The 12610-nt window shown below is 66.8% G+C and carries 11 protein-coding genes; 6 read left to right on the top strand and 5 right to left on the bottom strand.

Going from position 1 to position 12610, the window contains the following annotated elements:
* Positions 1-49: 49 nt before the first annotated feature.
* From QEP15_RS05320 to QEP15_RS05300, 5 genes are all read left to right on the top strand, one after another.
* A complete protein-coding gene (locus QEP15_RS05320; protein ID WP_280148540.1) occupies positions 50-1738 on the top strand; it encodes a DUF6138 family protein in 1689 nt (562 codons plus the stop codon).
* 283 nt (positions 1739-2021) lie between these two features.
* Positions 2022-3107, top strand: a complete 1086-nt coding sequence (locus QEP15_RS05315) for a LuxR C-terminal-related transcriptional regulator (protein WP_152383640.1) — start codon at positions 2022-2024, stop codon at positions 3105-3107.
* A 204-nt stretch (positions 3108-3311) separates the two neighbouring features.
* Positions 3312-3641, top strand: a complete 330-nt coding sequence (locus tag QEP15_RS05310; RefSeq protein ID WP_152383639.1) for a DUF4148 domain-containing protein — start codon at positions 3312-3314, stop codon at positions 3639-3641.
* 287 nt (positions 3642-3928) lie between these two features.
* Positions 3929-6391, top strand: a complete 2463-nt coding sequence (locus QEP15_RS05305; protein WP_152383638.1) for a penicillin acylase family protein — start codon at positions 3929-3931, stop codon at positions 6389-6391.
* A 113-nt stretch (positions 6392-6504) separates the two neighbouring features.
* Positions 6505-6948, top strand: a complete 444-nt coding sequence (locus tag QEP15_RS05300; RefSeq protein ID WP_142050449.1) for a CopD family copper resistance protein — start codon at positions 6505-6507, stop codon at positions 6946-6948.
* A 14-nt stretch (positions 6949-6962) separates the two neighbouring features.
* Here the strand turns inward: QEP15_RS05300 and QEP15_RS05295 are convergent, their stop codons facing one another.
* Positions 6963-7697, bottom strand: coding sequence for an META and DUF4377 domain-containing protein (locus QEP15_RS05295; protein WP_062840471.1), 735 nt, complete (start codon positions 7695-7697; stop codon positions 6963-6965).
* On the opposite strand from QEP15_RS05295, the gene QEP15_RS05290 reads away from it, so the two are divergent.
* Positions 7696-7917, top strand: coding sequence for a hypothetical protein (locus QEP15_RS05290; protein ID WP_175156759.1), 222 nt, complete (start codon positions 7696-7698; stop codon positions 7915-7917). The two genes, QEP15_RS05295 and QEP15_RS05290, sit on opposite strands and share 2 nt — an antisense overlap.
* 43 nt (positions 7918-7960) lie before the next feature.
* On the opposite strand, the gene QEP15_RS05285 is transcribed toward QEP15_RS05290, so the two are convergent.
* From QEP15_RS05285 to QEP15_RS05270, 4 genes are all read right to left on the bottom strand, one after another.
* Positions 7961-8788, bottom strand: a complete 828-nt coding sequence (locus QEP15_RS05285; protein WP_280148539.1) for a lysozyme inhibitor LprI family protein — start codon at positions 8786-8788, stop codon at positions 7961-7963.
* Between the two features lie 128 nt (positions 8789-8916).
* Positions 8917-10998, bottom strand: a complete 2082-nt coding sequence (locus QEP15_RS05280; protein WP_152383637.1) for a DUF4387 family protein — start codon at positions 10996-10998, stop codon at positions 8917-8919.
* A gap of 143 nt (positions 10999-11141) precedes the next feature.
* Positions 11142-12068: a LysR substrate-binding domain-containing protein gene (locus QEP15_RS05275; protein ID WP_217617759.1), complete on the bottom strand. Its 927-nt coding sequence runs from the start codon at positions 12066-12068 to the stop codon at positions 11142-11144.
* Positions 12069-12081: 13 nt separating this feature from the next.
* The gene (locus tag QEP15_RS05270) at positions 12082-12510 is read right to left on the bottom strand and encodes a VOC family protein (RefSeq protein ID WP_152383634.1); all 429 of its coding nucleotides are present in this window, start codon (positions 12508-12510) and stop codon (positions 12082-12084) included.
* Positions 12511-12610 lie beyond the last annotated feature (100 nt).

Genomic DNA, 12610 nt, shown 5'->3' with positions numbered 1-12610 from the left:
CCGCATCGTGTAGCATTCGGCGCAATTGCCGCAATGTTCACGCCTCAGGATGTCCGACGTATCCCGCCCCATTGGCCTGCATCACAAGACCGCCCAAGCGATCCAGGACGAAACGCTGGCCGCCATCCACCGCTGGTTCGACACGCTGCAAGCGCGCGACGACATCGATGCCATCGTGGCCCGCACGCCGCTGCAGGTCGGCATCCACAGCGAGATCCTGCTGGAATACGAGCCCTCGCGCATCGTGTTCGACGTCATGCCCAGTTGGGAGCCCGACGACCAGGACGGCCTGCTCGCCGAAGGGCGCAACGGGCCGCTCAGCCCCGACGCAGTGCACACGTCGCTGGCGCCCGTGCTGCGCGAGGCCGTGCGCGAACGCATCGCCCGGCTGGCCGGCACGCCCTATCTTGACCACCACTTCCGTTTTCGCGCGCAGTTTCCGACCACCGAGGGCCGGCTGCGCCTGACGCTGGTGGATCACACCGACGAGGTCAAGCAACAGACGCTGCGCGATCGCGTGACGCACTACGTGGACCAGGCGGTGCTGAACGGCAGCCATCCCACCGACCGCCTGCACGTCAGCCTGCTGTGCCGCCACCTGCTGGATGAGCGCCTTTTCCCGCACCCGGACCATTCCTGGCTGATCGCCGTCTTCACGCGCATGCTGGCGCTGAACGCAGGCCAGGAATCGCTGGCAGAACAACGCGGCTCGATCATTCACGCGCTGCGCGGCTGGGCCGAGGCGCAGTATCTGCCGCGCTACTTCGACATCTCGCAAGACGTCTTCCGTCAGAACACCTACTCGCCCAAACCAGGCGCCTCGCTGGATCCCGACGACCGCAGCATCGACCTGCTGCTCTACGCCGCCACGCTGATCCTGCGTCACGAACCGGGCTATGCGCGTCCCACGGGCCTGACGTTTCTGGAACTTGCCCGCGGCCTGGGCAGCGCGCGCGCCGGCGCGATGCTGGCCAGCGGCAGCGGCGCATTGGCGCCCGAGCTCACGCGCCTGTCGACCGACCTGGCGGACGGCGCCGCCAACGACGTGCTGGCCACGGTGACCATCACCATCCGGCAGGAATCGCCGGCCGCCTATGTGCAGGCGCTGGACTTCCTGGCGGCCCTGCTGCGCGCGGGTTTCCCGGCCGGCTACCGTGTCGCGTTAAAGAGTCAAGCGCGTCACTATCTGCCCGTCAAGGGGCTGGCCAAGTCAGAGACGCATCGCTTCTTTGCCAACGCCGCGCAGCACCCCGCGGCGCACGACGCGTTGGCGGCCTATGCGCACGCCGCCATCCAACCCTACGAGTGGTACGCCGACGCGGAGGCCGAAAAGGCGTGTCTGTCCGGCACGTATGCCGCCTTTGCCCTGGGCCTGGCCGGCCGCCGCCATTTTGCGCTGCTGCGTCACTACATGGACCTGGTGGATGACGAGCACCAGTCCGTGCAGGACCGCTACACCACCGTGTTTCTCGAGCAGCATGGCCTGACGCCGGACACCCTGGCCACCGCCATCGCCTGCCTGCGCGTCTGCACCGATGCCTTCAAGTTGCCCGCGAAATTTGCGCTGGAAGACGCGGCGACGCTGGACCAGCTGGCCGCTGCGCTTGCCGGGCTGCCCGAGCACGACAGGGCCCCGGTGCGCGAGCGGCTCTTCGGGTCGGACAAGAAACTTGCCGCGTTGGCGCGCAAGGCCGACGGCCCGCACAAGGCGCGGCTGATGCGGCTGCTGGAATGCTAGACGGCGGCATGGGCGCGTTTGCGCAAGACGGTTGAATTAGCCCGGTATCGCCGCATCAACGCCGCATTTGCCGCGTGAAAATGCGCGGCAAAATGCGCCTTGCGCGCAAGTTTGCGACGATAATCGGCGCTGGGCCCACCGCCGTTGCCAACCTGAAATGCGCGGCGCGCCCGCCGCTTTGATCCGCAGCAGCGGTGCGCCGCCCACTTGCCAGCCGGCGCCACCTACAACCATCTGTGACACGTAGCAGCGTTTACGTCTGAACCAGAGTTGGAGGCACGCCATGCCCGATCATCGAATCGCCTTGCGCCGCGCCGTCGAGGCCGTGGACCATCTGACCGATCCCGAGCCGCCGTGGCGGGACATCCTGGGCACGGCCCGCGATCTGATCGGGGCCGACAGCGGAACGCTCATCGTGTTCGACGCCAGGAACAAGCTGTTGACGCTGTCCGCCATCGGTTTCTCCGACGCGTGCGCGTCGGACTACCAAGCGCATTTCTACAGCTGCGACATCCTTGAGCAGGACGGGCGCCATGCCCCGGCCGGCACGTGGCTGGACACCGCGCGGATGTACGACGCCGCCCAGTTGCACCGCACCGAGTTCTATGCGGACTTCATGGTCCGGCATCGCATGGCGCAACTGCTGTCGCTCATCATCGAATCGAACACCGTCCTGCACGCGGCGATCGGCTTTCAGCGTTCGTCCGTGGATGCAAAGGCCGGCGACCGGCTGCAATCCGGCGACTTTGGCCGGTACTTTCGCGTGCTGCGTCATCAACTGTCGCAGCGCGAGCGCAATCGCGCCATCGGCTGGAAGTCGCTGGAAAGCGCATTTTCAGAAGTCCACGAAGCGGTGCTGCTCATCAGCGTGGATTGCATCGTCGACAAGCTGTCGCCGTTGGCGGTGGGGTTCCTGGACGACGTCAATGGCTGGACCCTGCATGGCCGCAGGCTGCGCCACGCCGACGCCAAGGTGCAGCGGCTGTTCGACGCGCACTGCGCGGCGGTGGCGCGCGACGGCCAGATGCGGTCGATGGCCACCGCGTCGGGGTGGGGGGAACTCTTCTGGGTCGATATCAGCGCGGCGCCGCCTGCGCTCAGCCTCATCGGCGGCCGGATGCTGCTGATGCGCATGCGCAAGAAGAGCGCCTTTGCAATGCCGGACGTCACCAAGCTGCAATCGGTGTTCTCCATCACGCATGCCGAGGCCGCGGTACTGGCGGGATTGGCGGCAGGCCATAGCGTCGAGGAGGTTGCCACCCTGCGTCATGCCTCCGTCCTGACAGTGCGCAAACAGGTGGCGTCGCTGCTGACCAAGATGGAATGCAGCCGGCAATCGGAACTGGTCCGTCTGGCCTCGCTGCTGTAGCGCAAGGACGACGCGGCGTACTCAATCTTGAGTATGTGGTCTGCACCCATGCGGTCCTACGATGAGCACGAAGGCATGAGCACCGGGCGGCCACGTGTCCGCCGGATGCCTTCCCCCGGCCTGCGCCGGCCTCATCCAAAAGCCTTTGCGCGAGAGAGCCCGAGCCGCGGTCCGGCGCCCCTGTTCGTCACCAGGAGTTCCCACATGAAGCCCCTACTTCCCTTACGCGCCCTCGTTCCGGCCGCGCTGGCGGCTTTTGCCCTGCTGTCCGGCCCTGCCGGTGCGCAACCTGCGGCCTCCGCCCCCGCCACGGCCGCGCCGCCGTCCAACTACACCCCTACCCGCGCTGAGGTCGAACGCGATCTGGCGGCGTGGAAGGAGTCAGGCGTCGAAGCCCAATGGGCCGGCGAAGAAACCCCCAACATCAACAGCCCGACCTATATCACCGACTACCAGAAATACGTCAGCTCGGTGCGCGGCGACGACATGGCCCAACCGCCCGCCAGCCAGACGGGTTCGCAGCGACGGTGGTGATTGCCGCGGCGCGTGGCCCGACTCTGCGGGTTGGGCCACCCCCGATGTCGTGACGAAAAATGTCATCACATCGCGCACGTCCAGGCCGGGCGGCCGGCCGGCAGCGCGTCCCCGGCGAACGGCTTGCACCAAGGCGTTACAAGTCCTGCCAGAATTAATCAAATAAAACACTTCTCCCCGCGCTTCTGCTTTAGTTCTAGCCGTTGCATGGTGTTGCGTTTGGCGCGGCTGCCTGCGTCTTGCGTACCGCCGGCATAGAAAAGATCAATAACCCGGAGGAGAAGTCTATGCGTACGTTCAAGCGCAGGGCCGCCGCATTGCTGGCAAGCGGCCTGATCGCAGTGCTGGCGGGCTGCGCCTCGCCAGGCGGCAAGAAGGAAACGATCGCCATGGCGGGGCTGTCGCAGCCCGTGGAAATCGTCAGGGACAAGCACGGCGTGTCCCACATCTACGCCAAGAATCAGGCCGACCTGTTCTTTGCCCAGGGCTTTTCCGCGGCGCGCGACCGCCTCTGGCAGCTGGACCTGTGGCGCCGCCAGGGCGAAGGCAAGATGGCCGAACAGTTCGGCCCGCGCTTCATCGAGCAGGACCGCGCGGCGCGGCTTTTCCGCTACCGGGGCGACATGCAGGCGGAATTCGCCAGCTACCACCCCGACGGCCAGGCCATCCTGACGGCGTTCGCCAATGGCATCAACGCCTACGTGAACTGGGTCAAGGCCAATCCCGACCAGATGCCGCCGGAGTTCAAGCTGACCGGCACCGAGCCCGGCTACTGGAGCCCGGAGACTTCGCTGATCCGCATCTACGGGCTGACGCGCAACGTCAGCGAGGAAGTGCGGATGTCCGAGCAGATCGCCGCACTGGGGCTGAATGCCGTGCAGGGGCTGACCACCTTCGAGCCGCCCCTGGCGTTGCAGGTGCCCGCCGGTCTGGACGTGCGCCAGATCAACAAGTCCGTGCTCGCCACCTACCGGCTGGCGCGCGACGGTCAGAAGTTCGAGGCGGGCGACTTCCCGCGCAGCCCGCTCGCCGCCGACGAACGGGCCAAGCTGGCCAGCGCCTTGTCCGAGGGCCGGCTTGCCTCGCTGGATCCGGCCTTCGACCCGCTGGCGCCGCGCTATGAAAGCAACAACTGGACGCTGAGCGGCGAGCGCACCGCGACCGGCAAGCCCATTCTGGCGGGCGACCCGCACCGGTCCATCACCATGCCGTCGCTGCGCTACATGGTTCACCTGAATGCCCCGGGCTGGAACGTGATCGGCGCGGGCGAACCGGCGTTGCCCGGCGTCTCGATGGGACACAACGACCGCATCGCATTCGGCCTGACCATCTTCGCCTTCGGCGACGAGGAAGACCTCTACGTCTACGACACCAACCCCGCCAACCCCAGCGAATACCGCTACCAGGGCGGCTGGGAAAAGATGCGCCAGATCGACGAGACCATTGCCGTGCGCGGCGCCTCGCCTGCAACGCGCAGCCTGAAATTCACGCGCCACGGGCCGGTCATCCATGAAGACCCGGTGCGGCGCAAGGCCTACGCCCTGCGCGCCGCCTACCTGGAATTTCCGGGGACGGCGGCCTACCTGGCCAGCCTTCGCCTGAACCAGGCGCAGAACTGGAACGAGTTCGTGGCGGGCATGGAAAAGCACTACACGCCCAGCGAGAACATGGTGTACGCCGACGTGGACGGCAACATCGGCTGGTTCGGCGGCAGCATCGCGCCGATCCGTCCGCGCAATGACTGGTCCGGCATGCTGCCTGTGCCCGGCAACGGCGACTTCGAATGGCGGGGCGTGCTGCCCGGCAGTTCCCTGCCGCGCGTCTTCAATCCGCCCGAAGGCTATGTCGCCACGGCCAATGAGTACAACCTGCCCGCCAACTACCCGTACAAGGACATGTCGGCGCGCACGTGGGCCGAACCCTTCCGCGTGCAGCGCATCCGGGAGGTGGTGGCCGACGGCCGGGGCCTGACCGTGCAGCAATCCCAGGACTTGCAGTTCGACAACCTGTCGATCCCGGCCCGCACGCTGGGCGGTTACGCCAAGTCGTTGAACTCGGCGGACCCGAACGTCGGCGCGGCGCTGAGCCTCTTGAAGGACTGGGATTACCGCATGGAGACCGACTCCCGGGCGGCGACCGTGTACGCGTTCTGGCTGCCCGAAGTCGTCAAGCGCGTGACCGACCTGTACGTGCCGGCTAACGGACGCGCGGCGTTCGGCGACCTTTCCACCCGGCGGACACTGGAAAAGCTGGCCACGCCCGACACCGCTTTCGGCCCCCGGCCTGAACAGGGCCGCGACGCCCTGCTGCTGCAGGCGCTGGCCGACGGCCTGACGAAGCTCACCGCCAAGATGGGGCCGGATTCGACACAGTGGCAGTGGGGCAAGCTGCACCACATCCAGTTCGATCACAGCCTGGCCAGCCTCTTGCCGCCCGACACGGCCAAGGCTTGGGCCACGCCGCGCTATCCGGTCGGCGGCGACAACGACACCGTGCACCGCGCGACGTTCCGCAAGAGCGACTTCCGCCAGACCAGCGGCGCATCGTACCGCCAGGTGATCGACGTGGCCGACTGGGACAACTCGCGCGTGCAGAACGTGCCGGGCCAATCGGCAGATCCGCGCAGCCCGCACTACCAGGATCTGCTCAAGGGCTGGGCGACGGGCGAGTATTTCCCCATGGCGTTCAGCCGCGCCAAGGTGGACAGCCAGCGCTCGGATACGTTGACGCTGCAGCCTGCGGGCAAGTGAGCTGACATCCCGGCTTTTTGATCGGGCTGCTTGCCTGGTACGGTGTCAGACGGGGCCCCGCCCCCTTGATGTTTGTCATTTCCCGCCGCCATCCGGCGGCGGAGAATACCGCCATGACCCTCTATCCCGTGCTGCTCATCCTGCACCTGCTTGCCGCCTTCCTGTTCGTCGGCACCGTCGCTTTCGAGGTGCTGTTCCTGGAACCGGTGCACCGGCGCCTGCCGCCGGACGTGCGCAAGGCGCTGGGCAGCCAGCTTGGGCCCCGGGTGCGTTCGGTGGTGCCCTGGTCGGTGCTGGTGCTGTACCTGGCGGGATTGGGGCTGGCATGGCAGCATCGCGGCGCGCTTGCCGCGCCGCTGGCCTCATCGTTCGGGCTGCTGCTGACAGTGAAGATCCTGCTGGCCGTCAGCGTGCTGGTTCACGTCGTGACGGCGTTGGTACTGGCACGCCGGCGCAAGCTCACCGGCGCGCTGCAAAGCCGGCTGCACACCAGCGTGTTCTGTCACATGGTCGCCATCGTCGTGCTGGCCAAGGCGATGTTCTACATCACCTGGTGACCCGGCGCTGGCAGCTATCGCTTCGCTGCCTTGCCCGACGCATCCTGCTCGACCACCATGTCCAGCACGTAGACCTTGGACGGCGCATCGGCGGGCGGATTCTTCCAGTCATAGCGCTTGACGCGCAGCACGGTGCGCACGCCATCCTGGTGCTCGAATCCCTCGATCGACTGATACAGCGGCTGCCATTTGTCCGGCGCGGGCAAGGCGATGCCCGCCTCGTTGAATTTACGCTCGCGCACCATCAGGCACTGGTAGTGCGGAATCATCGGATGGCTGCACTCGGCACGCTTGGCCGCCACTTCCAGAAACATGATCTGGCCCGTGCTGCCATACAGGGTTTCGGGCGTCGGTTCGCCGATGAACGTCAGGACGCTGCCGTCCTGCGCGGCCAGTTCCAACGCGGGCTCGGCCTTGTCGCCCGACAGCGTCACGCGCAATTGCCCTTTGAGGCGCTGGGCGATTTCCGCATCGAGCTGCATCAGGCTTTGTTCGCACGCCTTCATCGTGGAGGCCAGGTTCGCGATGGTCAGCACGCCATTCTTGTACGTGTACCCGCCGAACTGCGCGTTGCAGCCGCCGCGGACATTGACGCCATCGTCCTTGAAGGTCAGCCGCACCTGATGTTCGACCCCCTTCTGCAGCGCCGCGATGGCCTTGCCCGCGGGGTCGGTGGCGGCGGTCAGGCGCCAGTGGTAGGCGGTGAGGCCTGCTTGGGTGGCGGCTGACGTGGCGGCGGAATCAGGCATGGCGGACGATCCTTCACGGGGAGAGGTCGCGGGCGCGCAGGCAGACAGCAGCGCGGCGCAAACGGATGCAAGAAGGAGGGTTTTTTTCATGATTGGTTCCTGTCAGCCGCTGGCCGGAAAGAAAAGCGGCATTCTACGTCCGTGGTGTGGACGAAATGGCCAGCGCGCCGGCCATACCGTTTCCAAATCTTGCGAGCGCGGCGCGCGAATTACAGTCTGACACTTTCGTCTGCCGTCCGCGCCGCCGCAGGCGTCTGCGCGCGCTACTTTCCGTCGGGATAGGCCGGACTGGCCAGGCAGGCCTGCGCCCATTCGTAGTCGTCGGTATCGAAGATCTCGCCGTCGATCTTTGGCAGCGGCTTGTCGGCATACGCGAAATCGGGCTTTGCCGGCGACCGGTTCCAATGGGTCTTGCCATTGCCGTCGCTGCACGCCTCGTCGGCGCTGCTGAACGAGCACGACGCGATGACCTTGGGCCTGCCGTTCTCGACGTTGGCCACGTAGCGCTTCGTGTAGACGCCGCCGGACGCCCAGTACTCGTCGATCGTGCAGACGCGGTCGTTGTTCTGGTAATGGCGGGTGGCAAAGCAGGCGTAGTTGTTGTAGTCGGGCGGCAGCACGTCGCACGACGACGCGAAGCCGGCAAACGGGCCACCGGTGAACTGCGCCCGGAACTTGCGCTGTTCCAGCGCCCGCGCGATCAGGGCCGGGGTGTCGGACCCCTTGGCCTTTTCCTTGAGCTGGGCGCTACGCGCAAGAATCAGGCTGCGCGCCGCCTGTGCGGGGGTCTTGCCGTCGGGCAGCAGGTCGGGCGACTCGATCAATCTTTCCAGTGCGTTGTCGCGCGCCGCCAGCCAACGCTTCTGGCCCTCGACCAGCATCGTGCGGATCTCGGCATCGGGCGCGGATTTCAACAGGGCGCTGTAGCTGCGGTTCAATTCCGCGTCGGCGGATACCGCGCCGCGGTCGGCGCAGATCAGCTTCTCGACGCCGGTGGCGGCCTTCTTGCAATCGATGGCCAGCGCAGGCGCGGACAACGCGAACAAGCCAGCCAGGGACAGCAACCGTAGTGCGGGAATTCCAGGTCTCATCGGATTCTTCTCGGGTTCGATGGCGGGTGAACAGCGTGCCATTCTGGCATGAATCCGGGGACGCCCTAAAAACGGCAAACCCGCCGTCCGCCCTGGTCTTGGGCGAGCGGCGGGCCGGGCGATGCGCGCTACAACGCCGAGGCCATCGCCAGGCGCTCTGCGTAATGCGGTATCGACAGGCGCTCGATGACGGCCTGCTGCTGCGCCCCGAACACGTCGCGCTCGTCGGGCGAGGCCGAAATGTTCGGGCGGTCGATCGTCAGCTTGATGGCATTGCAGCTGTCCACGAAGAACGTGCCCACCACGCGCTCAGGCGCCACGCCCAGCACACGCGCCACGTTGGCCGCGCAGAACACGTTCGAGCGCAGCGCGGCCTCGTAGTCGGCGGCGGAATTGAACACGATGTCGAACGTCAGCCGGTTGATGCCGGCGTCCTTGCTGCGCACCACCACGGCCATGTCCAGCAGCGGCTGCTCGCGCTGCGGCGTTCCTGCAGGCGGCACGTCGGCGATCAGGGACAGCGTGCGATCGTCCAGGTTGCCCTCGTAGCCCGTGATGCCGATGTCCGCGTACCGCGGCCGGTCGGATCCGCTTTCCGTCCACGCCGCGCCGTTGATGCGGAAGTACGTGATCGGGAACATGCGGTTCTTGATGATGTCCTCGTTCTGCAACAGGTGATAGAGCGTCCATTCGTAGGCGTCGCCCGCGTCCATGTTCAGGCGCGAGCCGTCACGGGCGGGGGCCAGCGACAACAGGCGTTTCAGGTCGGCCTGATGCCGCTGGGCAAGCTGCGCGGGATCGCGGTCAATGGTGCGAACCAGCGCCACCGGCCGGCTGGCGTCGGCTTCGTGGATCTTCCACGTTGCGGCGCGCAATGCGTCCGCAAACTCTGCCTGCACCAGCTTGAGCACGGCGTCCTTGATCATCGGGTAGTTGGCCTGGAACACCGGATCGCGCGTGCCGCTGGGAACCACCGCGCCATACTGGCCGTCCTCGCGCTGAAAGCTCACCAGGTTGGGCGACAGCGGATAGGCGATGTTGCCCGCGGTGGCCTTGCGGCCGGCATAGCCGTAGTGGATCAGGTAGTGGGTCAGGAGGCTGGCCAGCGTTTCGGCCGCCTGCGGCGTGGCCGCGCAGGTTTCCACGATCAGGCCCAGCTCCGCTTCGCCCTCGCGCAGCGGCACGGTCTGCACCCCGTTGCGGCCGTAGACCAGCACGTCGGCGGGCACGCGCGGCAGATCCGCGGGATCCAGGTGGACCAGCGACACCTTGCGCTTGCCCAGCCGGCGCGCGCCTTCCAGCTTGATGCTCCACGGCCAGGGTTTGCCTGCCCGCACGAACTGGCTGTTGCGGATGCCGGCGGTGCGCGCATCGCGCGCGAAGAATTCGGTGTGCTCCATCGCCAGGATCCCCTCGGGATAGAACTGGAGCTGCGGATGGCTTTCCTCGTAGAGCGAATGCGCGGCAATCGAATACGGCGTGCAGCGCCGTCCCGGATCCGGCGCCACGAAAAGCGCGGTGCCGTCGTCGTAGATTTCCGCGACCAGGCAATCCGACGGCGAGCCCGGGTCGCAGGCCAGCGCGCCGCATTCCAGCACGTGGCCGACGTGATAGGCCAGCCCCGGGTCGATGCCGCGGCGGATCATGTCGGACGCGAACAGCGCAATGTCGCACGACCGGCCGGCCAGCACATACTTCGCGCCGCTGTCCAATGCCGTGATGAGGGGATGCACGCCCATCTGTCCCACGATGGTGCTCTCTTCCAGCGCCGCGGCGTCCAGCTCGGGGCCCGCGCCCGTGGGCCGCAGTGTGCCCGACCGGAATTCCCGGATCACGCTGGCCGGGTCCAGCTCGGACCGGATGACGGCCACGGTGCGGTCCTTCACGCCCAGCTCGTCAAAGACTTCCTTGGCGACGTCGATCATCCAGTCCAGGTTGCGGTTGCCGCCGGCCATGCCGCAGCTGCCCAGGATGACCGGTCCGTCGATGCGCTCGCCCGCCTCGACCATGTGGCGAAAGTCCGCCTTCACGGCCTCGCGTTCGAAGTATTCGGTGCCCGTGCCCAGGTAATACGGGCCGGCGTCCATCGACCCCGCATCCGAGATCACGGCATCGATACGCCCTTCCAGCGCCTTTTGCAGCGATTCACGGGGAAATCCATATCCCAGCGCGCCGCACGCGGACACCACGCGATAAACCAGCTTTGCCATCGTCACTCTCCTGTTTGCAGGCCGCGGACATTGCGGTTGCTGCCTGGGAGTGCACTTTGCGCCGGCGTCGGCGGCAGGAAAAATACTATGTCGATATGCGGGTATCGGCCGCCGATATGGCTGCCTGGCCTGTTGGCGGCGCGTCAGGACGCCAGCGGTTCCGCGCCGGCCAGTCCGTTATCCGCGACGTGGCGCATGACGAATTCGCTGAGCAGCGTGCGCACCGCCTCGGCCGGCGGCGCCAGCGGCACGTCGCTGGAGGCGATGACCGCCGCGGTCAGATAGACGGGCGGCTCGATCATCGCCGCCGACACCTGGGCATGCCCGGGCGCGCGCGAGAAGTCGCCCAGCGGCAGGATGGTGTGGCCGATGCCCGCCTGCACTGCCGACAGCATGCCCGAGAAGACCTCGGTTTCCGCGACCACCTGCGGCACGATGCCGGCTTCGGAAAACAGCCGGTCCAGCAGGTTGCGCGTCATGTTGGGATGGGCGGGCAGGATGAGCGGCATGCCGGCCAGCTGCTCAAAGCGCATGGCGCAAGGCCGGCGCCCCGGCTTGCGCGGGCTGACCACGAACAGCCGTTGCCGGAAGAGCGGCTGGCGCGCAAAGCCGGTGGTGGGCTCGTCCTCGAACACCAGCGCCAGGTCGAGCGAGCTGTCGCGGATGCGGGCGCCCAGCTGGCCGCTTGCGTCGCTGCTGAAGCGCAGGCTGATCTTGGGCAGCGATGCCCGGCACTTTTCCATCAGTTCGCCCGCCAAAAACGACGCCAGCGTGGACGACATGCCGATCCGCACGACGCCCTGGATGTCGCCGCCCAGCGAGCGCACGATCTGCGGGATGCGCTCCATGCGGCTCAGGATGGACGCGGCTTCCGTGTACAGCGCGGCGCCGGCGGCCGTGGGACGCGCGCCCCGCGCACTGCGGTGCAATAGCGTCACGCCCAGCTCTTCTTCGAGCGCCGCGATCTGCTGGCTGAGCGCCGGCTGCGCCACCGGAATGAGCGCCGCCGCACGGGAGAAACTGCCCGCTTCGACGATCTTCACGAAATACCGGAGATGGCGCAGTTGCACGGACGCGCTCCGTTCAGAACGTCACCGTGACGGACGGCGCGCTGCGCCGGGCTTCGCCGTGGAACACGGCTTCGATGTTGTTGCCGTCCGGATCCAGCACGAATGCGCCGTAGTAGCCGGGGTGGTAATCGCGAAATCCCGGCGCGCCGTTGTCCTGGCCGCCGTGGGCCAGCGCCGCCTTGTAGAACGCGTCGACCATCGCCTGGTCGCGCGCCTGGAACGCAAGATGGTGGCGACCCGTCAACTGGCCCAGCGCGGCCTGGCTGTCGGCCGTCGACACGAACAGTTCGTCCGCCCAGAAGTAGTCGGCGGCCGTGCCGCCCATGGGCACCTCCAGGGCGTCGAACACTGCCTGGTAAAAGCGCTGGCTGGCGGGCAGGTCCCGCACGACAAGCTGGATGTGATCGATCAGGCGGCCGCGATGGATCTCATTGGTCTGCATGACGTCTCCTTTCGGGTTGACAGGGCTCAGTCGACTATAGCGCCATAAGCCGCCCGAAAATGACAAAGCCCGCATGGCTCTGTCGAGCAATGCGGGCCTG

Source organism: Achromobacter mucicolens (assembly GCF_029866465.1).
GTDB classification, from domain to species: Bacteria; Pseudomonadota; Gammaproteobacteria; order Burkholderiales; family Burkholderiaceae_B; genus Achromobacter; species Achromobacter mucicolens.
The sequence above is the reverse complement of the archived record's forward strand: the minus strand, read 5'-3'. Positions and strand labels throughout refer to the sequence as shown.